The sequence below is a fragment of the Gimesia fumaroli genome, assembly GCF_007754425.1.
Taxonomy (GTDB): domain Bacteria; phylum Planctomycetota; class Planctomycetia; order Planctomycetales; family Planctomycetaceae; genus Gimesia; species Gimesia fumaroli.
In genome coordinates this window covers 1113485-1137238 of sequence record NZ_CP037452.1, presented here as the reverse complement: position 1 = coordinate 1137238, position 23754 = coordinate 1113485, and the positions used below count along the sequence as shown (strand labels likewise).

Annotated in this window: 21 protein-coding genes; 8 read left to right on the top strand and 13 right to left on the bottom strand. The window is 50.8% G+C overall.

Annotation, left to right across the window (positions count from 1 at the left end):
* Positions 1 to 339: 339 nt before the first annotated feature.
* On the top strand, positions 340 to 1344 hold the full coding sequence (locus Enr17x_RS04430; protein WP_145306270.1) for a DUF1559 family PulG-like putative transporter: 1005 nt from the start codon (positions 340 to 342) through the stop codon (positions 1342 to 1344).
* 215 nt (positions 1345 to 1559) lie between these two features.
* Positions 1560 to 1991: a transthyretin-like family protein gene (locus Enr17x_RS04425; RefSeq protein WP_145306268.1), complete on the top strand. Its 432-nt coding sequence runs from the start codon at positions 1560 to 1562 to the stop codon at positions 1989 to 1991.
* Between the two features lie 123 nt (positions 1992 to 2114).
* Here the strand turns inward: Enr17x_RS04425 and Enr17x_RS04420 are convergent, their stop codons facing one another.
* The 3 genes from Enr17x_RS04420 to coaD all read right to left on the bottom strand — a co-directional run bounded on the left by Enr17x_RS04420 (position 2115) and on the right by coaD (position 6079).
* The gene (locus tag Enr17x_RS04420; protein WP_145306266.1) at positions 2115 to 4388 is read right to left on the bottom strand and encodes a peroxidase family protein; all 2274 of its coding nucleotides are present in this window, start codon (positions 4386 to 4388) and stop codon (positions 2115 to 2117) included.
* Positions 4389 to 4920: 532 nt separating this feature from the next.
* Positions 4921 to 5514 carry a thioredoxin family protein gene (locus Enr17x_RS04415; protein ID WP_145306264.1) on the bottom strand — a complete coding sequence of 198 codons (594 nt, stop codon included), beginning with the start codon at positions 5512 to 5514 and terminating at the stop codon, positions 4921 to 4923.
* A gap of 52 nt (positions 5515 to 5566) precedes the next feature.
* On the bottom strand, positions 5567 to 6079 hold the full coding sequence (gene coaD / locus Enr17x_RS04410; RefSeq protein WP_145306262.1) for a pantetheine-phosphate adenylyltransferase: 513 nt from the start codon (positions 6077 to 6079) through the stop codon (positions 5567 to 5569).
* A gap of 265 nt (positions 6080 to 6344) precedes the next feature.
* Here coaD and Enr17x_RS04405 point away from each other — a divergent pair, with 265 nt between their 5' ends.
* Positions 6345 to 7679, top strand: a complete 1335-nt coding sequence (locus Enr17x_RS04405; RefSeq protein WP_198000964.1) for an alpha/beta hydrolase — start codon at positions 6345 to 6347, stop codon at positions 7677 to 7679.
* 166 nt (positions 7680 to 7845) lie between these two features.
* On the opposite strand, the gene Enr17x_RS04400 is transcribed toward Enr17x_RS04405, so the two are convergent.
* The gene (locus tag Enr17x_RS04400) at positions 7846 to 8040 is read right to left on the bottom strand and encodes a hypothetical protein (protein WP_145306260.1); all 195 of its coding nucleotides are present in this window, start codon (positions 8038 to 8040) and stop codon (positions 7846 to 7848) included.
* A 25-nt stretch (positions 8041 to 8065) separates the two neighbouring features.
* Between Enr17x_RS04400 and Enr17x_RS04395 the strand changes: the two genes are divergently transcribed.
* Positions 8066 to 8299, top strand: a complete 234-nt coding sequence (locus Enr17x_RS04395) for a BON domain-containing protein (RefSeq protein ID WP_145306258.1) — start codon at positions 8066 to 8068, stop codon at positions 8297 to 8299.
* A gap of 107 nt (positions 8300 to 8406) precedes the next feature.
* Here Enr17x_RS04395 and plsY read toward each other — a convergent pair whose 3' ends face one another.
* Positions 8407 to 9099, bottom strand: coding sequence for a glycerol-3-phosphate 1-O-acyltransferase PlsY (gene plsY, locus Enr17x_RS04390; RefSeq protein ID WP_145306256.1), 693 nt, complete (start codon positions 9097 to 9099; stop codon positions 8407 to 8409).
* Between the two features lie 276 nt (positions 9100 to 9375).
* Between plsY and amrS the strand changes: the two genes are divergently transcribed.
* Both amrS and Enr17x_RS04380 read left to right on the top strand, forming a co-directional pair.
* A complete protein-coding gene (gene amrS / locus Enr17x_RS04385) occupies positions 9376 to 12552 on the top strand; it encodes an AmmeMemoRadiSam system radical SAM enzyme (protein WP_145306254.1) in 3177 nt (1058 codons plus the stop codon).
* Positions 12553 to 12700: 148 nt separating this feature from the next.
* Positions 12701 to 14614, top strand: a complete 1914-nt coding sequence (locus Enr17x_RS04380) for a redoxin domain-containing protein (protein WP_145306252.1) — start codon at positions 12701 to 12703, stop codon at positions 14612 to 14614.
* A gap of 98 nt (positions 14615 to 14712) precedes the next feature.
* On the opposite strand, the gene Enr17x_RS04375 is transcribed toward Enr17x_RS04380, so the two are convergent.
* Positions 14713 to 15456 carry a HisA/HisF-related TIM barrel protein gene (locus Enr17x_RS04375; protein ID WP_145306250.1) on the bottom strand — a complete coding sequence of 248 codons (744 nt, stop codon included), beginning with the start codon at positions 15454 to 15456 and terminating at the stop codon, positions 14713 to 14715.
* 169 nt (positions 15457 to 15625) lie between these two features.
* Between Enr17x_RS04375 and Enr17x_RS04370 the strand changes: the two genes are divergently transcribed.
* A complete protein-coding gene (locus Enr17x_RS04370; RefSeq protein ID WP_145306248.1) occupies positions 15626 to 16105 on the top strand; it encodes a GNAT family N-acetyltransferase in 480 nt (159 codons plus the stop codon).
* Between the two features lie 38 nt (positions 16106 to 16143).
* On the top strand, positions 16144 to 17067 hold the full coding sequence (locus Enr17x_RS04365; RefSeq protein ID WP_145306246.1) for a carbohydrate kinase family protein: 924 nt from the start codon (positions 16144 to 16146) through the stop codon (positions 17065 to 17067).
* On the opposite strand, the gene Enr17x_RS04360 is transcribed toward Enr17x_RS04365, so the two are convergent.
* The 7 genes from Enr17x_RS04360 to Enr17x_RS04330 form a co-directional block, all read right to left on the bottom strand.
* A complete protein-coding gene (locus Enr17x_RS04360) occupies positions 17064 to 17936 on the bottom strand; it encodes a fumarylacetoacetate hydrolase family protein (RefSeq protein WP_145306244.1) in 873 nt (290 codons plus the stop codon). The two genes, Enr17x_RS04365 and Enr17x_RS04360, sit on opposite strands and share 4 nt — an antisense overlap.
* 2 nt (positions 17937 to 17938) lie before the next feature.
* On the bottom strand, positions 17939 to 18964 hold the full coding sequence (locus Enr17x_RS04355; protein ID WP_145306242.1) for an RluA family pseudouridine synthase: 1026 nt from the start codon (positions 18962 to 18964) through the stop codon (positions 17939 to 17941).
* Positions 18964 to 19929 (bottom strand): tetratricopeptide repeat protein, encoded by a 966-nt coding sequence (locus Enr17x_RS04350; protein WP_145306240.1) that lies wholly within the window; start codon positions 19927 to 19929, stop codon positions 18964 to 18966. Before Enr17x_RS04350 ends, Enr17x_RS04355 begins: the two co-directional genes overlap by 1 nt.
* A gap of 226 nt (positions 19930 to 20155) precedes the next feature.
* Complete coding sequence (locus Enr17x_RS04345) at positions 20156 to 20833, bottom strand: hypothetical protein (RefSeq protein ID WP_145306238.1); 678 nt, start codon at positions 20831 to 20833, stop codon at positions 20156 to 20158.
* Positions 20834 to 20946: 113 nt separating this feature from the next.
* Complete coding sequence (locus Enr17x_RS04340; RefSeq protein ID WP_145306236.1) at positions 20947 to 21630, bottom strand: hypothetical protein; 684 nt, start codon at positions 21628 to 21630, stop codon at positions 20947 to 20949.
* Positions 21631 to 21889: 259 nt separating this feature from the next.
* Positions 21890 to 22549, bottom strand: coding sequence for a hypothetical protein (locus tag Enr17x_RS04335; RefSeq protein WP_145306234.1), 660 nt, complete (start codon positions 22547 to 22549; stop codon positions 21890 to 21892).
* Positions 22550 to 22664: 115 nt separating this feature from the next.
* Positions 22665 to 23732 carry a DUF1559 family PulG-like putative transporter gene (locus tag Enr17x_RS04330; RefSeq protein WP_145306232.1) on the bottom strand — a complete coding sequence of 356 codons (1068 nt, stop codon included), beginning with the start codon at positions 23730 to 23732 and terminating at the stop codon, positions 22665 to 22667.
* Between the last annotated feature and the right edge of the window lie 22 nt (positions 23733 to 23754).

The window sequence follows — 23754 nt, the reverse complement described above, 5'->3', positions numbered from 1 at the left end:
ACTCGCTTGTCGATTCTAAACTAGATTAAGGAATCCGTCATGCAAAATAGTGACATGCGAACATGAAACAGGGCTTATTTGTGTGGAAACCGTTTATTTTTGAAAAAACTCAGGTAAACCACTGCTTTTGCATACGAATGCTTAATGAGGGCAACTTGAATATTGTTCACTAACCCCTAGGTAATTGGTGAAGCATTTCCTCAACTCCCTTTCCATCAGGTTGCTTGAATAGAGGCCTGATTCTCAGAGTTTTGCGTTTCTCTGGACTATTTTTTTATTCATTATTCCAGTTGAAGATATTGTTATCCGGATTCGGTTTAGAAAGACAGGAACGACTCTATGAACAAGTTCAGTCGCTCGCGTTCTCAACGGGGTTTTACCCTGATTGAGTTATTGGTCGTAATCGCCATTATTGCGATTTTAATTGCATTACTCTTGCCCGCTGTCCAACAGGCACGTGAAGCCGCCCGCAGAAGCACCTGTAAAAACAATTTGAAGCAAATTGGGCTTGCGATGCACAACTATCATGAAACATTCCGCACATTTCCTCCCGGGTATGTAGAAGAGATCCTGCCTTCCAATGGCGGCGTGGTAGTTGACAACGAAGGCCACTGGGCTTGGAATGCCATGTTGTTGCCTTATCTCGATCAGGCACCGCTGTTCAATCAGCTGAATGTAGGCACCGTTCCAATCTCAACGGTACTCAATAATGCCACGATTCGTACCACGATGCAGCAGACACTGCCTGTCTTCCGTTGCCCCTCAGACACCGGCCCACCAATTCATGACGAAGCAGGCCGCAGAATCAAGGCAACGGGTGGCTCAGAATACGGTCTGGCTGTGACGAACTATATTGCATCAAACAACTCCTATGGTTTGAAAAAAGACCAGGGAACCAACCCAACAAATACAGCCAATGGTGCTTTTTTCCGCAATAGTTCCGTCAAGATGCGTGATTTATCAGACGGCAGCAGTAATATCATCCTGGTTGGCGAACGTGCTTACAAACTTGGTAACAACAAAGCATTTGCCGGTGCCCTGTATGCAGCTCGTGATTATAACGCTACTGGCCCTGCCATCAGTTCTGATGGTTCCAGTTCCAACCAGGGACTGATCTCCATTTTTGGAGGTGGTGCCGCACCAATTAACGCCAATGCCTCTTCAGGGCAGGGAAGAATTGCCTTCAGCAGCCGCCATGTCGGCGGTGCGCATTTCCTGTTTGGCGATGGCCGCATTAAATTCCTCAGCGAAAATATTGACCACAATGCCGCAACCATTCCGAACGACAGTACGCTCGAGTATCTGATCGGAATCGATGACGGTAATGTTGTTGGTGAATTTTAAGCACCAGGCTTAGAACGCACTGAAGTCGGTGATTCATAAGGGGCAAGCAGTTACTATAATTGCTTGTCCCTTTTTTATTTATCTCATAAAACAGGAATCCGGACCGGACAGCGACACTAACTTGTACAGTCAGCGTGGCCTTTCTATGATTGCCCTTCTCATCTTATCCAATTTCCAGCTTTTCAATAAAGCTCATCGCGTTCAGGAGATTTTTAATGACAGTCGTAACTCAAGGGAGAATTCGTTTTCTCTTCCCACTTCTGTGCCTCATCTCAGTTGGATGTTCAGATACCCCCAGTGATCAACCCGACCGGGGCACGGTAACTGGCACCGTCACCATGGATGAAAAACCGCTGGCAGGAGTGATGGTTGTGTTTAGCCCTGAAGAGGGACGTTCTTCGATGGGCACCACTGACGATGTCGGCAAATATGAACTGGTCTATGTCGGTGATACCAAAGGTGCCAAAATCGGCACGCATAAAATCAGCATCGCAACTGCGCAGTCCGATAGTTCTGAAGAAGAAGGTGGCGCAGGCGCGGCACCATTCAAAGAAACGATTCCAGCGAAATACAACACGAAGTCCACACTGACCGAAGAAGTCAAAGCAGGCGAGAACGTATTCGACTTCCAGCTCACTTCGAACTAGTGTTTGGCAGGCCTCATCACCGGCTCCTTACCAGACCCGGAACCCAGATCAGGAGATCAAGTTCCAGGCCCGGTGAAGGCGGGGGTAGCTCAAAGTGATTTGCAGAAGGCAATCAACCAGTCACTAAGGACGGCGTTTGCCAGGAGGCATTCCTAATACAGGATCAAGGTCGTTGGAAGCAAAGACCTGATCCAGCATTTCTGGCGGCATGTCGCCATCGGCATCCCCAGACCTCTGCCGGTTCGGCCCTTGTGTGGGGCGGTGATCGTCCGGACGATGCGCCAACTGCTCTCTTCTATGGCGTCTCTCATGCATATGATCGCGGCCGATGTCATCCTGCACATCGACATCAATTTCCAGTCCATCAGCCACTTCAATCGTGTCATCCGCGTCCGTGCCTCGAATCACAATCCGCTCCATGCCGGTGAATTCCAGCTGCATGCCGCTGACATCAACATAATCCTCGTTCACGAAGATCGTGTCGCTTTGGTTTGTGCCATTCACAATCAATGTGTCAGCACGGCCTTTCCCCGCTTCGACGACCAGACCACCGGGCAGTTCTGCGACGGTAATCCCTTCAATGGTGACGTGTTGCGATCCGTTATTGGTACTCGTCAGCATCAAACGTTCCACGCTGCCCAGTGACTGACTGCCGATCACCTGCCGCGTTCTGTTGTCAATCACTTCCAGATTCCCGTTTTTCTCGCGAATGGTGACGTCGTTGGAACCGGTTACTGCCAGATCGAGCCGCATGACAGTGGGAGCAAAAAACACGTTTTCCTGCAGCCCTGAGACATCCGTGTTACGTTCAATCACATCGGCCAGTGTCGTACCGCTGATTTCGTCGAGCGCATCACCGGAGAACACGTTCTCATACCAGAAGCGATCTCCATCACGAAGCCGTTCAAACTGATCGACGATAATGGCCGTGAACGTCTCGCCCATACTTGATCCCGGCAGATGATCTTCGGCCAGACCCCCGACCCACAAATCGATATTGTCGACTGTGCCATATAGTTGTTCCAGCTTAGCGGCAACTTCCGGATCAGATGTGATGTCGGAGAAGCTTTCCACCTCAGACAGCCCCAAGGCAACGCGTGTTGCGTTGTAGTCTGCCAGTCCATGGTCGCGGCCACGCTGGATATTCAACGACGCCAGATCGAAACCGTCTGCCCCCGGAGGACCAAACAGGAAGTTGCGAACGTCATCGACGAGTTCGTTGTCGATTTCCTGTGCCACATTCACAGTGGCCCCGCGCAACAGGGAATCGACTCCATTTTGTTCCAGTTCGCTCGGGTTAAAGAATGCGTTCAACAACGCAAGATTGCCTTCATCGGAAACGTTCCCGTTCTCGTCAAGCCGCAGCAGTTCGGACGACAACATTGTGTGCCCGAAGCGATAGGCGGCATTGGAAAATTCATTGGCGATACTGGGATCGACTGTGGAATCGTATCCCGTGTATTCGCTGACGACCCCGGTGCCAAATAATGCTGGCAGGAATTCATTGAACGTAATCGCCTGTAACTCGCCAATCACAATCTGCCGAGCCTGTTGATACAGTTCTTCATCGGTCAGATCCGGGTTTTCCGCCGCCAGTTCTGCAGCAATCCGATTGTGCTCGCGAACCCAGATTGTGTGCATCGAAGTCAATGCCACGTTCTCATTGGCGCGAATATCGCCCGCCTGAAAGAATCCGTCATCTCCGTATGGCAACAGGCCATCATCACTGGTTGCCAGCATTCCCCCTTCGAAGGTTCTCAACTGGGCCGCCAGTTCTTCATCCGAACCGTAGATCATCGAACCATCGATAAATGCGGTAATCTGATTGACCTGCTGCCGCACACCATCTTCGTCTACTTCAAAAGCAGATCGGTTCAGACCAATCACGTCATCCCCGGAGCCATCCGGATCGAAGTAAACGTCACCCGTTGGTACTTCAATCGGAAATGATTCCAGCGGATTGCCGTCTTCATCATGAGCGGCTTCAGTCAGCGTAATATCGTGATCGATGAACTGTCCCCAGACCCAGAAGATGTCTGTCAGGAAACGGTCGTTGGTTTCCTCTGAATTCACCGCAGCGATGACATTACTGATTTCGCGGGCGCTCGGGCGGTCTTCACCGGCAGGAGTCGACAGGCCATCGCCGTAGGCTGCTTCGGCCAGCCTGATGAGCTGTGTACCGGGACTTCCGAGTTCCGGATTGTCGATATTGTTGCCAGTCCCATCGATGGACGCGTATTCGGTAACGGTATTCCACTCCGTATCTGAATCGATAATGTCTGTTGAGAGGGAATTCACCGCCGACAAAAGTTGACGATCTTCAAGGTGCTCAACGGCTGAAAAATGAGTTGATTGACGGGCGGCCCTGCGATGACGATTTGGTTTTCGAAATAGCATGATGAGTTCTCCTGAAGCGTAAAGTGCTTGCGCGCAGCCCTTTCGAACTGATCGACGGAAGCCACCAGACGCATGGTTGATTTTTGTATTGACGAAGGCCCGCCCTACAAAAGAGTTGATCAACCGGACGACTCAAGACAGCGAGTCGTCCCTTTAGATAGAGTCTCTAATAGGAAAACGAAAACGAATTGAAACGATCCACAGGATTCGACAGAATTTTCTGCGAATTAATCAAAGTAAGCAGTGGCACGCTGTTCATATTGCACGCGCGAAGAGCAGCCCGTTAAAGCTTCTCCAGTCCGTTCACTTGAGATCGCTGCATAACCACAACTATTTGATGAAAAACAACTTTTGATCAAACATCTGGTTCTGGTTCCACTGGTAAGCACAACCCGTGAGAGATACGACTTTCTCACTTGAAGATTTGTTTTTGACTACTTGATTCGACTTTAAATTCAGAGGATCGAGACGCATAAAAAAACTCTCTTCACAGCGAGGTGAAGAGAGTCGGGTCTCGTTGAATTAGAAAGTGCTAGACGGCAGGTTGTCCCGTGAAATATTCGGGTTCTTTGCCTTCCTGCCATTTGATGTTACAGCCGATGCTGGGTTTCTGATTTTCCGTCACAGGTGCACCGGCGATAACGGCATCGCAGGCTGCTTTGAGATCGGCACCGGTCACAGGTTTATCATTCCCCGGGCGACTATCGTCGAACTGTCCACGATAGACCAGTTTTTGTTCCTGATCAAACAGGAAGAAATCGGGAGTGCAGGCTGCCTTGTAGGCTTTGGCAACCTCCTGAGTTCCATCATACAGATAAGGGAAATTGTAACCGGCCGTTTTTGCTTCTTCGATCATTTTTTCAGGGCTGTCATCAGGGTGTGATGAAACGTCATTGGAACTGATGCCGACCACGCCCATGCCTTTGGCCATGTACTCGTCTGCAAACGCTGCCAGTGCTTCGCGCAGATGAATGACAAACGGGCAATGGTTGCACATAAAGATCACCAGCAAACCCTTGGAATCCTGAAAGTCGCTCAGGGAGACCGCTTTGCCATCGACGTTCGGCAATGAAAAATCGGGAGCCTGTGTTCCTAAAGGCAGCATTGTTGAAGCGGTTTTTACCATCGTATGTTCTCCTTTTTTTCAATCTACCAATGAAGCAGATTCCAGTTTCGTTTTAAGTTCGGGAAGCAAATTTTTCGACCAAGGGGCCAACGACCTGTTTCGGCACAAAATCTTTGAGTTTTTCTTCTGCCACATCACCGCCCAGCTGGGCGATCTGTTTGATCAGAGAGCTGGAAATATGCGTATATTTTTCACTGGCCATCAGAAAGACGGTTTCAATGTCCGAGGCCAGGGTTCTGTTTGCCAGAGACATGGTAAACTCAGCTTCCACATCGGTCAACGTGCGCAGGCCTCGCAGCATGACGCCACCTCCACATTCCTGCACGAAATTGACCGCCAGCCCCTGAAAACATTTGACTTCCACATTCGGAAAGGCGGCTAACAACCCCTGCAGCATCTGCTGGCGTTCCTCGGGAGAAAACAGCGGGCGTTTGTCAGGGTTAATCCCGATGCCCACCGTGATCTTGGAATAAATCAGAGCACCGCGCTCTACAATATCCAAGTGCCCCAATGTCGGTGGGTCAAAACTGCCAACATACACAGCATGATGTGGATCGAGCGTCATCGTCCTAAAACTGCCTTTCTCGCATAATTACGGTCCATTCCTACTCTCATTGTAGCTGGAACCATAGTCGATCCAAACGGACAGAATCCAATTTCTCAGACGAATCGGAAGATTTGAGGATGGACAGGCAAGTGAATTGCAAAACGGCCTGTCTCGTAGTGTAATAGGTTCAACAAAACATGTATCTTGACAGACAGGCGCGATTGCCGTCCGTAAGAAATCAATGAAACTCACTCACTTTAAATATTTTCAGGAGCATCGTGGAATGCGATTTTCTGTTTGCCGCTCAACAGTTCAAACTGCGTCACTGGCAGTCATACTGTTATTTTTCATCAGTTCCGTGTCAGCAGCCCCACAAAATCTGGAAGATGTCTCAAAGCTGTTAAAATCGCCCGCCAGTCAGGCGAATCAGAAACAGGTCCTCGATTATTTCCTGAAACGCTATCAGAAAGAAAAAGACTTAACCCAAGGCAACCACCGCCATTTAATTCAGAAGACTGACGATGGTGGTGGCTATGCAGGCTGGTTTTTAAAAGCGAAACCGGGCGATGATATTATCATCTTTGCTGAAAAAGACCGCCAGTGGCCCATGATCGAGTTGGGAGATTCCGGTTACTTCGCCCGCGTAGAACGCTTTCCCAATTTTTCCTCGGTTCATTATCGCTATAGCGTGAATGGCCGTCGTTTACCCGCGGGCCGATTCAGTCGCTTTGGTTTTGAAAGCTACGATTGGAAACCAGAAAGCATTCGACAGGAAGGAGTTCCGCAAGGCAAACTAACCCAGATGCCCGTTTTCAAGAGCACAAAACAATATCCGGGCACGGTCCGCGACTGGTGGGTCTATGTGCCCGCACAGTACTCAGAAACCGGTGATCCCGCCAAACTGATTGTATTCACCGACGGAGGCGGATACTGCCACGGCGATGGAAACGCCACCATTGTGCTCGACAACCTGATCCACGCGAAAAAAATCCCGGTCTCGATCGCCGTCTTTATCAACCCCGGTGTGATTCCCACGAAAACAAAAGGCAAGCCAGGTATCCGGAACCGCAGCAATGAATATGATACCTGTACCGCACAATACGCGACGTTTCTGGATGAAGAAATGCTCCCCGTCGTGCGCAAGCAGTATCGGATTTCCGAGAAACCGGAAGACCATTTGATCTGCGGTGCCTCATCCGGCGGCAGTTGTGCGTTCACCGCCGCCTGGCATCGGACCGACCTGTTTCAGAAGGTCATCTCCTTTGTCGGCAGTTTCTGTGATTTCCGAGGCATTAATGATTATCCCTCCCGAAAAGAGAATACGATCCCCCTCGATCAGTTTGGTCCCTGGAAAACAGCCCATGATTATCCCGGGCTGATTCGTAAACTGGATCCTCCCAAGCCCATCAAGGTCTTTCTGCAGGATGGCGATAATGACCTGGACAACAAGCTGGGAAACTGGTTTCTGAACAACGAGCGGATGGCAGCCGCCCTGGCTTACAGCGGTTACGACTTCTGGTTCGTCACCGGCCACGGCATGCACAGCAGTCGCCACGGCAAAGCGGTCCTGCCCGAGGCTCTGGTCTGGATCTGGAACGCAAAAGCCGACGGGAAATAAAAACCTGCTCCAGGTACGAGGTATTTCCTGCGAATCAAAACATTCGTTAAGATTTTTATTTGACGAACGAGGTGTCGGTCGATAAATTTACATCATTAAGAATCAGTCGGAGTGATTGAACTTACTTGCTTAAGCGACAGGAACCTTAAGTCAGTTTTGATTGATGTTAGAGATCGATTTTAACGAGTTCTCCCACTGAGGATTTAAAATAACAGAAAATGGATTTGTGTTCCGCTTCTGGTGGAACCGTGTTAGCCGCTTGCCGATCAAGAGTTACTGCTTCAGAGTTACCCGCCTTGAGTCCTGCGACAGCATAGATCTCGCCGCTGGCTGGAACACAAGTGATTGTCTGTCGGAACATCAACTTATTTCAAGGAGGATTGCTTATGACAGTTGAAACGTATTCACAGAAGGCCAGGAAACTTTCAGAAAAGATTGAACAGACGATTACATTTCGCACTGGTAGTCAGGTTCATTCGTTAAAAGTAGATATTCTGGGAGAGATTGTTGTACTCTCGGGACGTACTGATTCTTTTTACCACAAACAGCTGGCAACACATGCTGCGTTAAGTGAAATCGATCAGTATGCCCTGACGAACAATATCCGAGTGGAATCTTAACCGAGACCTCATTCCTGTAAGAAACAGGAATCGCGTAATAAAATATCAGAGTCAGCGATTTGATCAGGACGATCTTATTCTGCTGGCTTGATCTTTCCAGAAATCAACTACGCTTCTTCATCCTGTTTGATTTCTGAAGGGCTTTCTGCCGCCTTATTCCGGCCGCCGAACTGAAACTTCTTTTCTTCTCCTCGCAGAATCCGGCCGAGGTTGCTCCAGTGACGCACGATAATTAAAAGTGGAACGGCGATACTGAAAAGAGCGAGACTCCATTTCTGGTGCGTAAAGGTCGACGCATCCAGTTGTACAAACTGGGCCAGACCAAAGGCGAGCGCTGCGAGAATCGAGCTGAGTGCCACAATGCGCGTGACCAGAAAGGTCAAGGCAAAAGCACCGACGGCGATTAAAGTGGACCAGGGCCCCAGTACCATTATCACACCCAGACTTGTAGCAACCCCTTTGCCTCCCCGGAAACCGAGCCAGATCGGAAACATATGACCGAGAATCGTGGCAACGCCGCTCAATACGCGGGCATGGTCAAAATCGGGAGAATCAGAACTCACGAACAACGCCGGAATAAATAAAACAGGCAAGAACCCCTTCAAGGCATCCAGCAGCAGAACCAGAATCCCCCATTTCGCCCCAAGTGTCCGCGCCACATTCGTGGCACCAATATTGCCGCTACCCACTTTGCGGATATCGGTTCCGGCCACTATTTTGGCCGTCAGCAGCCCAAATGGGACCGAACCAGCCAAATATGAGGTCGCTGCCACAAAAAACCAATAATAATCTGCAAACATTAGCGGGACAGTTTCGTATAATAGATAGGGTCATCAAAGAGTCGATTCAGGGGTTCTGATGATACCCGAGAAGAGCCGAAAAGCACAGTAACAACTGCAGCAGGCTGTGAAAGAAATTGATGCAAGGTTCCTGCCGACTGGGGGATGACGGAGATTCTATTCGCGTTCCCGGTCAGAAATTTCAACATACTGTTGGCCCTGCCCTGCGGAATGAATTATTCTAAAAGGACAGGGCTCCCTTCCTTTCTCAACGCCGTTTCGCTATCCACAACGACTATGACCAAAAAAACGCTCCCTATTCTTACGCCAGACCAGCCAGCCGATCTCGCGCAAGGCCTCTACCCGGGTCGGTGGTGGCACCGTGACGGGGAAAAAATCGTCTGCGACTTATGTCCGCGTGCCTGCGCCCTGGCAGAAAATGACCGGGGTTTTTGCTTCGTTCGGCAGAACGTCGGCGGCAAGATGGCTTTGACCACCTATGGCCGCAGCACCGGATTCTGCGTCGATCCCATCGAGAAAAAACCGTTGAACCATTTTTATCCGGGTTCCAGTGTGCTCTCTTTCGGAACAGCAGGCTGTAATCTGGGATGCAAATTCTGTCAGAACTGGGACATTTCCAAATCCCGGGAAATCGAGCGGCTCAGTGCACGGGCTCTGCCTGAAGAAATTGCCGAGGTTACTGAGGAGTTAGGTTGCCAGAGTGTCGCCTTTACTTATAACGATCCGATTATCTGGTCGGAATACGCCATCGAAACCTCCAAAGCCTGCCACGCGAGGGGCGTGAAAACTGTCGCTGTCACGGCCGGGTATATTACCGAATCCGCGCGGGCTGATTTTTTTGAACATATCGACGCTGCCAATATCGATTTGAAAGCGTTCACGGAAGAGTTTTATTACCGGGTCACCCTGTCGCATCTGCAACCGGTCCTGGATACCTTGCGCTGGTTAAAACAGGAAACCGACGTCTGGTTTGAAATCACAAATCTCGTGATTCCACAAGCCAATGACGACAGCAGTGAATTTCAGCAGATGTGCGACTGGATTCTGGACAATGTTGGCGACGAAGTGCCGCTGCATTTTTCCGCCTTCCATCCGGACTTCCGCATGCTGGATCGCGGTGCCACTCCCCCTGAAACCCTGATACGTGCACGCGAGATCGCGCTCAAAGCGGGACTCAAATATGTTTATACGGGAAACGTCAACGATGCCGCACGACAGAGCACCTATTGTCCCGGATGCCAGCAGACGCTGATTGAACGGAACTGGTACCAATTAGGCAAATATGCTTTGAACCAGAATCAATGTCGTTACTGTGGCACTCAAATTGCGGGTCACTTTAATGACGAGCCTGGCACATGGGGCCAAAAAAGATTGCCCGTTGATATCCAGGCGATGCTAAAACAACATACCGACACTCACTCTCAACAGGCCGGTCCAGAGAAAGGTTCTTCACCGATGCAGGCTAATCAAACACCGCGCGACATTGAACTCTCCAGCGAGCATGAACAAAAACTCTTACAGAAGGCGGCGGCCGTCGTCGTGGGCACTGCCACACAGACCCAGCCCGAAGACTTGACGCTGGGTGAACTGGAAGAGATGGTCGTCAACGGGGCGTTTGTCAGCTTGAAACGACAGGGACAACTCCGTTCCTGCTGTGGGAACTTCGGACAACCACTGCCGCTGGGACAGGCCCTGCATCAGGCAGCAGTTCGAGCGGCCAAAGATGATCCCCGGTTTCCTCCGATTTCTTCCAGTGAATTAACACAGCTCGATCTCGAAGTCTGGCTGCTCTCCGAACTGGAAGTGGTCGAAGAACAGGGCACCGATCGCGTCAATGCAGTCACGGTCGGTCTGCACGGTTTGCAGATTCGAGCCGACGGTCGCAGCGGTTTACTGCTGCCCGGCGTTCCCCTCGATCATGGCTGGAACGCGGAAGAGTTTCTGAATCAAACCTGTATCAAAGCAGGACTCCCCCCGACTGCCTGGAAAGACCCGGGGACCACCCTCTTACGCTATCAGGGGATTTCCTGTTCCGCCAAATTAGCAGAGATGACAACAGCACCAGTTGAATCTGCCAGTCAGAAAATATTAGAACAACGCGAATTTGCACAATACTTGCAGTACGTGCAATCAACCATTGAAGCTTTAATGAGCGGGCAGGTCCCCATGTACTACTGCCCTCACGTTTCAGATACCAACATTCAAGGCGTGGCGCTGCTGCTGACGAAAACAGACACCGACGAAGAACTGGCACTTACAAAATGGACGTTGAAACAATCGTTTCCGATGCAGTCAACAGTGTTCTCACTCTGTCAACAACTGGTGCAGAACATTGCACGGCTGAATCTGCGCCCGGGAGAATTTCAGGTCAAACTGGTTCTGGCTTCCGATCCCGCAATGCACGGCACCGTGGAAGCTGCGGACCTTACCGATTTCGATTCACAAAACCGCAGCCTGTTGTTGATTGAAGGTCAGAAAACAGGCTGGTTCTTTGAGCGCGAACAGGAAGCTGCCCAACTGATCGACGCGGCACAACAGGCCGTGGGAATCACGCAACCCGAGTCAGCTCAGATATTCAGCCTGGCAGTTCAGACCGCGGCCTCCCGTTTTCAAATTGTGAATCGTCCCCGCTCAGAACTGGGGCCAGCAATCAGACCAGCCGGTGTTGCCGGCACGTTTTATCCCGCCGATCCGGGCACGCTCGAAGGGCAATTGAATGACCTGTTCCATGAACCGGGTACCCCCGAACGCTGGGCAGCTGCGATGGTCCCCCATGCCGGTTGGATGTATTCCGGGAAAATTGCCGCCGACGTTCTGAAACGAATCGAATTCCCAGCCACAATTATTGTTATCGGCCCCAAGCATACGCGTGAAGGAGTCGAGTGGGCCGTCGCCCCGCATCGAGTCTGGCAGTTACCGAACGGTGAACTGGAATCGAACGGCGATCTGGCCAAAACACTATCGGAGCAGATACCAGGACTGGAACGGGACGCCGCCGCCCACCGGCGCGAACACGCCATTGAAGTCGAGCTCCCGATGATCAAACGGCTGGCCCCCAATTCACAGGTCGTGGGAATCGCCATTGGTGGAGGCAATCTGAAACGCTGTGAAGAATTTGCCGAAGGTCTGTCGCATGTGATTCAGGGATTGGATGAACCTCCGCTGCTGCTGATATCCAGCGACATGAATCATTTCGCCACCGATGCGGAAAATCGTCGACTGGATGAACTGGCGCTGGAGAAAATGCGCAACATGGATCCGGATGGATTGCTGGAAGTAGTTCAGGAACACCATATTTCGATGTGCGGCGTCCTGCCGGCCGTCATTGTGATGAAAACACTCCAAAAAATGGGTAAGCTGAGTCGTGTAGAACAAGTTGGCTATACCACTTCGGGTCAGATTACAGGTGATCTCTCCCGCGTCGTCGGTTATGCCGGTCTGCTGTTAAATTAAACCGGCCATTTGATGTGATACAGGTGGCTTTCCCGGGAATCCTGAAAATTGAGGGTGACCTATAGACCGGTTTTCTACTAAAATCGCGACACTGTAGTTTGTCAGCCTATTTAAAGTATGCGTGCCAACGGAATCGGAGTCCTGTGATATGTCTATTGGTCGAATCTCGTTCTTAACAGTATTCGCTTCCCTCATTTTGTTCTCGAGTTCACTGCCGGCGGCTGATGCCCCGTCTGTTGAACTGGCGTTGACGTTCAAGCCAATTCAAAAAGACGTCGAAATCGAAATTCCGGAAAAGTCGGAATACAGCCGTTGTAAGGTCGAGGTCGAGCAGAACAAAAACAGTTCGGGCTGGATTGTGTATGGCCCGAATGGTCAAGTCTTGAGACGCTTCGTGGACACCAACGGCGATAATGTCGTAGATCAATGGCGTTACTTCAATCGTGGACTGGAAGTCTATCGGGATATCGATGCCAACTTTAATAATAAAGTCGATGGCTCACGCTGGATGAATCTGGCGGGAACGCGCTGGGGCATTGATAAAGATGAAGACGGCGTGATTGACGAATGGAAAATGATCTCTGCTGAGGAAGTCACCAGAGTCGCCATCGCCGCTTTAGCCAGCAACAATACAAAGCTGTTCCAGTCGCTCTTGATCACGGAAGACGAAGTCGCCGATGCCGGCATCAAGAATCCCTTTGCCGATAAAATTCGTGAATCGGCCCAGGGAGCGCCGCAGGAAATTCCTGCCATGCTTGCCAAAACCAAAATGATCACCCCGGACACAGTCTGGGTTCGCTTTGACGGAGCCATGCCCGGGCTGATCCCCGCAGATAGCATCAAAACGGACAAAGATTTGCATGTCTTCGAAAATGTGATGGCCATCATAGATACCAAAGGCAAAAGCGGCCTGATTCAATTTGGCGAACTGATTCGCGTCGGCGATGTCTGGCGACTGACTCAGGTTCCTCTGCCAATTGAAGGCGAATCGATGCAGGTGACCGAAGGGGGAACCCTGATGCAGCCGGTTGCGGGGAACGCCAGTTTGCCTACAAATTCGACAGTAGGACTTTCCAAAGAGATGCAGAGCCTACTGGATGACCTTCAGAAACTCGATCAGAACAGCCCGACTCCGGACAAAGGCCCCCAGGCGATTGCCAAATACAATGCCGACCGTGTTGTGATTATTGAAAAGCTGATTGCCGCTTCGAAAAATGAAGACGAACGGTCACAATGGACGCGGCAAATGGTTGATGGGCTGGCCGCAGCCGTCCAGACGGTCGGATACCGGGACGGATTAAAACAGCTGCAGAAAATTCGAGATCAGGTTCAGAAGAACTCACAGGATCAGGATCTGGTCGCTTATGTCACCTATCGCACACTGCTGGCAGATTACAGTTCACAGTTGCAGACAACTCAAAGCGATAAACTCCGCGATGTGCAGACCTGGTGGCTGACGCAGCTGGAAGACTTCATTAAAAAGTACCCCAACTCAGACGATTCTGCCGAAGCGATGCTGCAGTTGGCGGTCACGCAGGAATTCAGCGGAAAAGTCGCGGAGTCCAAAAAATGGTATACGAAACTGGTCGAAAGCCATGCCAGCTCGGAAGCAGGAACCCGCGGCGCCGGCGCCTTGCGACGGATGAATCTGGCGGGCAAAGAACTCGACTTAGCGGGAACGTCTCTCGGTGGCGGCAGCATTAACGCGAAGCAATATCGTGGCAAAGTGCTGCTGGTCATCTTCTGGTCCAGTTGGTGCAAACCCTGCACGGAAGATCTGCCGCAAATCCAGGAGCTTTACAGCAAATACCACAGCCAGGGTTTTGACGTATTGGGTATCAACCTTGATGCGACTCCCAAGTTAGCCGAAAAGTATATCGAACAGCACAAAGTTCCCTGGGCTCATATTCACGAAGAGGGGGGACTGGAAAGTGCCCCGGCGCGTGACTTCGGCGTGATCTCATTGCCGACCATGTTTCTCGTCGACAAATCGGGCAAGGTCGTCAATCGGAGTGCGACCGTCTCCGATCTGAAAAAAGCACTCCCCGATCTGCTGAAATAACCTGCTCTAGAGCGCATCACATTTTATCATAGCGTGTCTCATTCTAATATACTCGGTCCAGATGACCTTGGAGACGCTACAGTAAAACTGGACACAGTCTAGAAAAGGGAGAGCACTGCGTCTCTCCCGATACGTCCATCGTGCAAAGCAGATGCCACCAGGACACTGTCCGCACCGAGTTCTGCCTGCGCAAGGAGATCGGCGGCCTGACTGATGCCGCCACCTGTAATCAGCCGCAGTGCGGGATGGCGATGGCGTAAGGTTTGACAGAGTGCTTCCGTTCCGGTTCCCGTCCCCGTTCCAACTTGTGCCAGGTCCAGCAGAATCATTCGTTGCACCCCTTGCTCGAGACCAAGCTCTGCAACATCCAGCGGGTCACTCAAATTCGCAAACAGATTCTCTGATGACGGACTGACGAGCGGCTCGCCCTGTTTCAAATCGAGACTGAAAACTGTCTGCGCTGCGCCCCACTGCTGCACCAGTGTCTTCAGCTCTTGAGGACTATTGATGGTTTCCAGACCAGCAACGATGGAGACGCCTTCCAGCGAACTCAGCGGCCCGGCATCACTGGCAGACCGCAGACCACAATCGAGCAGGAACGTGAACCCCTCTTCCAGAAGACACTCGTAAAGATCCCGATTCTGCCTTTGATGCAGAATCGCATCCAGATCGGCCACATAGAATTCGGTCAAATCAAATTCATACCGCAACGCGCGGGCAATGTCGAGGGGCTGACTGGAACCCGTCAGACGGCTCTGAATCGGCTGATACAGGTCGCGCTGACCGGCGATGCCATGCACGACCGTTTGATTGAGAATGTCCAGGACCGGAATAATTTTCATCGCTGTACTTTAAGTTTCTCTGTAAAATAAAGAGACCATCTTTCAATTGTAAGCCACACTCTTTCTGAAAAAGAAGCTCCCTAAATTTTGCATGACAGATTAAAATAAACATTAGAAAAAGAATAGCTTCGACAGACAACATTACCCGATTCCTCAAGGAAAAGAAAACCTGATGAAAATCTTCGAAGCGGATCTGAGTGATCCCGAACATGCCAACGCGGTCGTATTCCTTTTAAACAGTTATGCGCACAGCCCTGAAGGGGGCGGAAAACCGCTGCCGGAGGATGTGCGATACAATCTGGCAGGCACTTTACACGGGCGGCCGGATACCTTCGTGGTACTGGCGTTTGAAAATGAAACACCTGCAGGGCTTGTGATCTGCATTGAAGGCTTCTCCACATTCTCCTGCAAACCCTTGCTCAATATCCATGATGTATTTGTGGCATCCGGCTATCGAGGACAGGGGCTGGCCCGGCAGTTATTTGATCACGTCGAGACCATTGCTAAAGCACGCGGATGCTGTAAACTCACTCTGGAAGTTCTGGAAGGTAATGAGCGTGCCCGCGCCGCGTATTCCAAATTTGGATTTTCCGGCTATGAACTTGATCCGGAAATGGGGCAGGCCCTCTTCTGGGAGAAGAAACTGTAACAACCCTGCATGCATTCGAAAAATAGAACAGCCCGTTTATGAAGTATGATGTTGTCGGCGTCGGTTTAGTGGTCGTGGATCATCTGGTAGTGTTAGCAGAACATCCGGATCAGGATACAAAAACCAATATCATCAGCGACGCCTATCAGGTTGGTGGTCCGGTTCCTACCGCACAGGTTCTGCTCAAGCGATTCGGTAAGCAGTGCGCATTTCTCGGCAGTTGGGGCGACGATCAATATGGCCCGCTGATTGCCGAAGACCTCGCTACGGAAAACCTGGACCTCTCTGCCAGCCGCATGTTACCCGGAACGCGTTCCGGCTATGCGCAGGTCTGGATCGACGAACAGGCGGGAACCCGCACAATTGCCTGCTATCGGCCCCAGCATTGGCTGCCGCCGAGCGAACTGGATGAGACACCGTTTCGCCAGACCAGAGCCGTGCACCTGGATGGCTGGCCGCCGGAAACCAGTCTGCAGGCAGCCCGGCTGGCGCGGCAGGCCGGTGCGCTCGTCTCCCTGGATACGGGCTCCTTAAAACCGGGCATGCCGGAATTGATTCCTTATCTGAATGTGATGAACTGCCCCCGGCGATTCATCACCGAGTACCTGCAAACCGACGACGTACACGCCGCCGGCAGGAAATTGCTGGCACAAGGACCTGAGATCGTCACCATTACCGATGGCACGCGCGGGGCGTGGCTGTTTACGGAAGCAGGTTGCCTGCATTGTGCGGCGCTGCCTGTGCTCTCGCTCGATACCACGGGCGCAGGCGACGTCTTCAGCGGCGCGTTGCTCTATGCCATTCTGGAAGAGTGGCCTCTAAAGCGCGTGTTGCAATTCGCGTGCGTGACGGCGGCCCTGAAATGCGAGCGATTGGGAAATCGGGATGCACTGCCCTCGCTGGCGGAAATCGAAGCAGTTCTGCAAACCAGAGCACCCGCGCTCAAAGCAATTAACAACTAGGGTGCAGCGTCTTTGACAACCGGATTGATCAGGGTACCGATCCCGCTGATTTCGATCGAGACGATATCACGATCTTCGAGCGTGAATTCATCAGGGGGCACAATGCCGGTTCCCGTTAATAAAATCGCACCACTGGGGAAGTCGTTTTCTTTCCCTAACCAGCTAATCAAATCTTCCAGCCCGCGAGCCATCTCGGCGACAGAGGTTTTCCCCTGGAAAACTTCTTCACCGCCGCGTTCGATTGTCAGAATAATTTTTGTCGCTTCCCGTTCCAGCGGTTTTTCATGCAGCAGAACAGAGGGGCCCAGGCCACAGCAGTCTTTATAGAATTTTGCCTGAGGCAGGTACAGCGGGTTTTCGCCTTCGATGTCACGGGCCGACATATCGTTGCCAACCGTGTAGCCAACAAGTCGTAAATCCGGGGAAACGATCAGTGCCAATTCGGGTTCGGGCACGGACCATTGACTATCATAACGCACGCGCACGGGTTGATTCGGACCGCAGACCCGATTGGGCGTTGCCTTGAAGAACAGCTCCGGACGGTCCGCCGTATAAACCTGATCGTAGTGAGACGCAGCCGTTTCGGACTCTTCCATTCGAGCGACCTGACTCCGTTTATACGTCACGCCGGCCGCCCAGACTTCCTGATGGTCAATGGGTGCCAGAAATTCCAGCTGATTAAAGGGAACAGGAGGCAGTTCCGTATTGATCAGAAATTTCGCCAGTCCGATGGGATCGGGCGCAAACAAAATATCTGATAAGCGATGACAGTGATCGACCTGACTGAGATCCAGAAGCTGAACGCCGTTTTCTTCCACGATGGCAACATGACGTTCTCCGTTTGACAACAAAACTTTAGCGAGTTTCATCTTCATTCTTCCTTCTGGTATTGGTCTAACGCGGCCAGTGTTTTTTCCATGTCTTCCGGTAATGGTGCCTCAAATTTCATCGGTTTTCCACTCTGAGGATGACTAAATTCCAAACAATATGCATGAAGTGCCTGGCGCTCGATTAAAACATCACTCTCCTGCTCCACTGCTGCCGCTTCGGCTTCGACACTCAGGTCTTTCATTTTCAACGCGATCCGGCCACCATAGACGCGATCCGCCACGATGGAATGACCAATATGTTGCATATGAACCCGCAACTGGTGCGTGCGCCCGGTGCGGGGCTTGAGCTTCACATAGGTAAATGCTTTATAGCGTTCGATCACTTCGTAATAGGTAAACGCATTACGGGCATTCCCCCCCTCATCGCAGACAATCATCTTTTCCCGTGCACGGGGATGCACACACATGAACGTATCGATGTAGTCGGTATCGAACTCCACGCGGCCCCAGACAATCGCCCGGTATTCCTTTTGAACTTCCCGTTTTTCAAACTGGGCGCTCAACTTCGCATGCACCTGATTATCCTTGGCAACCACCATGATGCCGCTCGTATTTCGATCAAGTCGATGTACTATGCCTGGGCGATACTGGCCGGCGACGTCACTCAATTGATCGAAGTGGTGCTGCAGGGCTCCTGCCAGAGTGCCTGCGTAATTCCCTTTTCCCGGATGCACGATCATATCCGATGGCTTATTGATGACGGCAATCCAGTCGTCTTCGTAAACGATGTCGATCGGAATATCTTCCGGAGGCAGCTGATTGTCCGGCATCTCGGGCAAGCGCACAGAAACACGATCGTTCACACGCATCCGCCGCGCCGCTTTGACGGGCAAACCGTTGACGAGTACCGCTTCCTGCTTAATCGCTTTCTGAAACAGCACACGTGTGTAATTGGGATACAGGCGACACAAATAATGGTCGATCCGCCAGCCATGAGCGCGTGCCTCGACTGTAATTTCAATCGGTTCGCTGGAGAGCTCAGGAGGTGACGAAAGTTCGTCGGACATTATGGTTTCTTTTCGGTCGCTGGTTCCGACTTCGGCTTTTCAGCGGGAGTTTCCGCTTTTTTGGCAGACTCTTCAGAAGCAGCCGGCTTTTCAGCTGATTTTGAATCTGCTTTGGCAGGTGCCTCTGGCTTGGCGTCGCCCGGTTTTGTTTCGTCCGTCTTGTTGTCATCGGTCAAAGGAGAAGACGTGATGGGATCGGGAAGCCCGGGCAGACTTGGGAGCCCGGGAAGTGCCGGAAGGCCGGGGGTTTCACTTGAACCCGTGGGTGCGCCGCCGGGTGCGGCACCAGGCATCGGCATATTAAATCCGGGTCGCTGACGATCACCGGGTTTGGGAGTCTGAGCATGGAACCATTTGTAAAATTTCTTGGTTTCTTCCTGATCCAGAACAGCGACTTTTTCGCCTTCCTCTGGTTTCACGCGTTGCTCGGCCAATTTCCGGAAGATGGAATCGGGATATTCCTGGATCAACTTTTGATAGAGTTCGATCGCATTTTTCAGATCACCATCCGACACGGATTCTTCAGTGCGGGCCATTCCAAACAGGGCACGCTCACGAATTTCCGGCAAGGTGCTGGCGGAATCGAGCAGTTGCTGAAATTGTTCTTTCGCATCTCCCAGAGCACGATCCCCGGCACTGCGATCGGTAAACGAATTGCGAATGCCGGATTGCAGATGGCTTTCTGCTGCGTGGACCAACGCCCATTGCCCGACACTGGTGCCGGAAAATTCTTCGGAAACGGTTTCAAAATCCTCAGTAGACGTACAGGCGGCTAATCGGGTCCAGCCTTCTGCTGCCTGGTCCGTTCGCGAGGAAGACCAGGCGAAATAGCCCAGCACGGCAACAAAAATAACACCGGCTGCCACGATTGCTTTCACGCCGTATTTTTCCACAAATGGTTCTGCCTGAACCATCAGTTTGCCCAGGTCGTTGGTTTGCAGATCGTGTCTATGTTCGCTCTTCATGAGAGTCTCTCGCAGTAAATATGAAATAGTCCAAAACTCATTCTCTCACAACGAGATAAATAAGTCCATCGCGCGAGTATATTGCCCCTGAATTTATGCGTCAAGCTGAGCCCCCGGCCCGAACGCGATTCAGTGTAAAGAAATTCAGATTTTTGATTCCAGAAGCCGGAATTTGGGGAAAAATAGCCGCCACTCCACAATTGATATACAAGTGTGGGAACAATTCTTAGGTCCTCAGGGCCAACGCCTTTCTCAAATAACCGATCAGATTGGCATACATCACAAAAGCAATCAGCGCACCGATGGGAAGCAGAACAATGCTCAACGGAGGAATCATCTGTGCAAGCAATAAAAAAATAATCATAATGGAAGCAATCACCATAAAGATTCCAAACACCAGCACGTGGGTGGCTTTCGACGAGAGATCCTGACGATTGATATAGAGGGCGAGTTTTTTCATAAACAGAATAAAGAGGATCAAGCCGAAAATTCCGCAATAATTCAACCCAATTTTGAAGGGAGCGGGAATCAACGTCGGGATGAAAAATTCGGTCACGGAATAGAAAATATTCGCAAACTGGCAGACAACCGAACCGATCAATAGTTCCTTAGCCCCCGATTCTTTCGGAACCGCCAGGCAGATAATCGGCCCGACGAACATCATCAGCGCACCGACAATCATGACGAAGGGCATTATCAGCAGCAGAATCGGCGGCAGCCTGGCTATCGCGACGAACATAGCTCCCAGTACCGACAAAAGCATCAAGGCAATACCGACATATTCAAAAGTCAGCCCAAGTCGGGTCTGCCGTAAGGAAGCAGATCCTTCCAGGTTCCATTGCTCACCCGGAGTCAGAGCGGCTTCTTCCGGAACATTTCCTTCGATACTGAATTCCTCTGACATGTAATCTTTCCTTTAAAATGTTAGAACCATGTGGCTACATCTGAGGTCACAGTCTATTCTCCAGATTGCCAGTCATTGGCTGGTACTTGCAATGAACGAGTCAATGAAACTGATTAAGACGGTGAAATTAACTCTTCCTTGATGCTCCCCACAATATAGGTATAAATCACCAACGCCAATATGATCCCTGTAGTAATGATGAGTGGGCTGACATTGAAAAAGATGCGGAGATGCTCAAGAAAATAAACTAACCAGACTCCCATCAAAAGCAGAACCGTTGTGACCAACAGATACTGTGCTTTCGCGGTCAGATCCGGTCGATTAATATACATCGTCAGTTTTTTTATAAACAGAACGAACAGAATCAACCCGACCACAGATGCGAGCTTCAAGAAAAGTCGCATGGGCATCGTTAAAAAACCAGGGTCAAAGAAATCTGTGCCATAATAGATGAGATTGGCACTCAAACCGACGGCCGATCCAACGAGTAAACCACGAGTCCCCGATTCCTCGGGAACGGCCAGACATAAGATCGGCCCCACAAAGATCATCAGATACCCTAACAATCCCACGAAAGGGAGCACCGTCATGGATACTATTGGCAGTCGCGATGTCAGCAGAAGATACAAGGCCGCTAATATTGAAACAACTACGAGCCCGATACCAAAGTAGACCAGATCCAGGCCTCGTTTCGTTTGTTTCAACGAAGCAGAGCCTTCCCGAATCCATAGCTCACCTGATGATAATGCCGCTTCTCTCAGATTCATTTCTGCGGCATCGGTTTCATCAGACATCATCAGGCTCCTGATCTCCTATCCCTCAAAAAATATAATTCTGCACCTACTATACAAAACACCTGACCGCCGTATAGTATTGAAATCAAATCCAAAGCGATATTTGTCGAAATTCCAATCTGGAATGACTGCTCTACAAAGGATCTTCTAATGTTTTCTTCTCACTGTGAATTGTGTTGCTAACTCGTCTTACTGTGTTTGATCATACTGCCTGGTTGAAGATAAACTCTTACGCTGCTATGGCCCGCGAGTTCGATTTCATTCATGGGGCTAATACTTTTTTGAGGCTATAGAACAGACAGGGATACAGAAACAATCCCACCAGCATCACCGAGTAAATGTGGATCAAAGTGATTTTGATCAATCCGAGATCCATCATCAGTTCCATGCACCAGGATCCCAGCAGAAACAACACCGACGTTACCAACAGGCCGTAGACTTTCACCAACTGATCGGAACGATTGAGATACAACAGCAAGTTTCTCAGGAATAGCGCAAACAGAATCAAACCAATATATGCTGCCAACTTCAGGCAGAGTGCCAAGGGCAGCCCCAGAAATCCAGGACCCCAAAAGACGGTTCCCGCAAAAATCACTTTGGCGAAAAAGCCGACTGCCGCCCCGATGAGTAAACCGCGGGAATTGACTTCTGTCGGCACTGAGAAAAGTAACAGAGCCCCTGCGAAAATAATCAGATTTCCCATCAGCGCCGTGACAGGCAGGACCTGCATGACCACAGACATCAGTTCTGTGCTGAACTCAAAATAGAGTACTCCCAGCGCCGCCAGGCAGACCAGAATGCAGCCGTAAAGAAACAGAGTAAATCCCTGCCTGGTCCGTTTCAGTGATGTCGAGGTTCCCTGAAGCCATTGCTCACCCGAAGTCCGATCTGAGTTCGACGCTACTTCTGATTCGTTATTCATGCTTCCCAGATCTCTGACTTCACTCAAAAATAGTGGTTGTTCCTATTCGACAGAGAAACATCTTAGCAGACGCAGCACCAGACACAAGATTTTGTCTGCCAGCAGAATGAAACCATCATTTTTTCAGCAATTGTTTTTGCAGCGATTCCAGCGTTTTCACATTCGCTGCAAACTGTGCGGGGCTCGTCGCTTCCGCGAGGGTTGTGGCTTTGAGAGTCGAGGCGACGTCGGTAGACGGAGTGATCTGCGATAATAAATGCAGAACTTCAATACTGGTTTTATGATATGTCAATTCTTCGGGAGTAAATCTTTTTGTGACGTGGACATTGATTTGCAACGGCGTCCCCGTTGGATTATGCAAGACCTGCACCAGATATTTGTTCTTCCCTTGCGGATCAGACTGCAGTTCAAAACGGTCCCAGTAAAAATTACCGATTTGAAAAGTCTTGTCCGGGACAGCGGTCTGGTCTCTGGTCGCAACAGGGGGCGCATTTGCCAGACGTCTTAAAATTTCGGGAGAGGTCTCATCCGAAAAAAAAGAGACACGACCATCCACAAGCAGCAGATGACCGCCGTCCCAGGCAGAGTGACCGAAACTCTCTGGCCCATCACACAGTTTGGTTCCCAGCGGTCGCCAGTTAAATGGATACCCCCATGGCTGATAATTGCCAGCGATTTCTCCCGCAAACCAGTTATGGGCAGCCCCTCCTTTCAGTTCTCTGAGTCTCACCGAACTGTTGCGGTGCATCAGATTCGGATTCCCCAGCACTTGAGTCAAACCATGACCGGCACTGGTCAATCCTAAATCTACGTCGGGAATCATATAATAAGGGATCGAACGTTTAAAAACGGGAATATTTGCCGGGTGCCCCCAGGGTTGATCATAGTCAATCATGACAGATAGCGGATTGGCATCCAGATAAGGCATGATCATCATCAACCAGCCATGCATGGCAACATCGTCTTCTCGAATGATCCCGCCAGGGGGGAAGAACCGATATGTATCATGATAATTGTGAAGTGCTAGACCGATAGACTTCAGATAATTTTTCCAACTCGCCTTACGGGCTTGTTCTCGAGCGTTCTGAACCATTGGCAGGAGTAAGGCCATCATCAGCGTCAGAATGCCGATCACAATGAACAGCTCCACCCAGGTCAGACCTGCTCGACGTTGCTGAGCCATTTTAAAAGCTCCTTCCACTGAA

Excerpts from the sequence above, each read along its gene's own strand:
- Enr17x_RS04430 (WP_145306270.1), top strand. The coding sequence starts at position 340 with ATGAACAAGTTCAGTCGCTCGCGTTCTCAACGGGGTTTTACCCTGATT.
- Enr17x_RS04425 (WP_145306268.1), top strand. The coding sequence starts at position 1,560 with ATGACAGTCGTAACTCAAGGGAGAATTCGTTTTCTCTTCCCACTTCTG.
- Enr17x_RS04420 (WP_145306266.1), bottom strand. The coding sequence starts at position 4,388 with ATGCTATTTCGAAAACCAAATCGTCATCGCAGGGCCGCCCGTCAATCA.
- Enr17x_RS04415 (WP_145306264.1), bottom strand. The coding sequence starts at position 5,514 with ATGGTAAAAACCGCTTCAACAATGCTGCCTTTAGGAACACAGGCTCCC.
- coaD (WP_145306262.1), bottom strand. The coding sequence starts at position 6,079 with ATGACGCTCGATCCACATCATGCTGTGTATGTTGGCAGTTTTGACCCA.
- Enr17x_RS04405 (WP_198000964.1), top strand. The coding sequence starts at position 6,345 with ATGCGATTTTCTGTTTGCCGCTCAACAGTTCAAACTGCGTCACTGGCA.
- Enr17x_RS04400 (WP_145306260.1), bottom strand. The coding sequence starts at position 8,040 with ATGTTCCGACAGACAATCACTTGTGTTCCAGCCAGCGGCGAGATCTAT.
- Enr17x_RS04395 (WP_145306258.1), top strand. The coding sequence starts at position 8,066 with ATGACAGTTGAAACGTATTCACAGAAGGCCAGGAAACTTTCAGAAAAG.
- plsY (WP_145306256.1), bottom strand. The coding sequence starts at position 9,099 with ATGTTTGCAGATTATTATTGGTTTTTTGTGGCAGCGACCTCATATTTG.
- amrS (WP_145306254.1), top strand. The coding sequence starts at position 9,376 with ATGACCAAAAAAACGCTCCCTATTCTTACGCCAGACCAGCCAGCCGAT.
- Enr17x_RS04380 (WP_145306252.1), top strand. The coding sequence starts at position 12,701 with ATGTCTATTGGTCGAATCTCGTTCTTAACAGTATTCGCTTCCCTCATT.
- Enr17x_RS04375 (WP_145306250.1), bottom strand. The coding sequence starts at position 15,456 with ATGAAAATTATTCCGGTCCTGGACATTCTCAATCAAACGGTCGTGCAT.
- Enr17x_RS04365 (WP_145306246.1), top strand. The coding sequence starts at position 16,144 with ATGAAGTATGATGTTGTCGGCGTCGGTTTAGTGGTCGTGGATCATCTG.
- Enr17x_RS04360 (WP_145306244.1), bottom strand. The coding sequence starts at position 17,936 with ATGAAACTCGCTAAAGTTTTGTTGTCAAACGGAGAACGTCATGTTGCC.
- Enr17x_RS04355 (WP_145306242.1), bottom strand. The coding sequence starts at position 18,964 with ATGTCCGACGAACTTTCGTCACCTCCTGAGCTCTCCAGCGAACCGATT.
- Enr17x_RS04350 (WP_145306240.1), bottom strand. The coding sequence starts at position 19,929 with ATGAAGAGCGAACATAGACACGATCTGCAAACCAACGACCTGGGCAAA.
- Enr17x_RS04345 (WP_145306238.1), bottom strand. The coding sequence starts at position 20,833 with ATGTCAGAGGAATTCAGTATCGAAGGAAATGTTCCGGAAGAAGCCGCT.
- Enr17x_RS04340 (WP_145306236.1), bottom strand. The coding sequence starts at position 21,630 with ATGATGTCTGATGAAACCGATGCCGCAGAAATGAATCTGAGAGAAGCG.
- Enr17x_RS04335 (WP_145306234.1), bottom strand. The coding sequence starts at position 22,549 with ATGAATAACGAATCAGAAGTAGCGTCGAACTCAGATCGGACTTCGGGT.
- Enr17x_RS04330 (WP_145306232.1), bottom strand. The coding sequence starts at position 23,732 with ATGGCTCAGCAACGTCGAGCAGGTCTGACCTGGGTGGAGCTGTTCATT.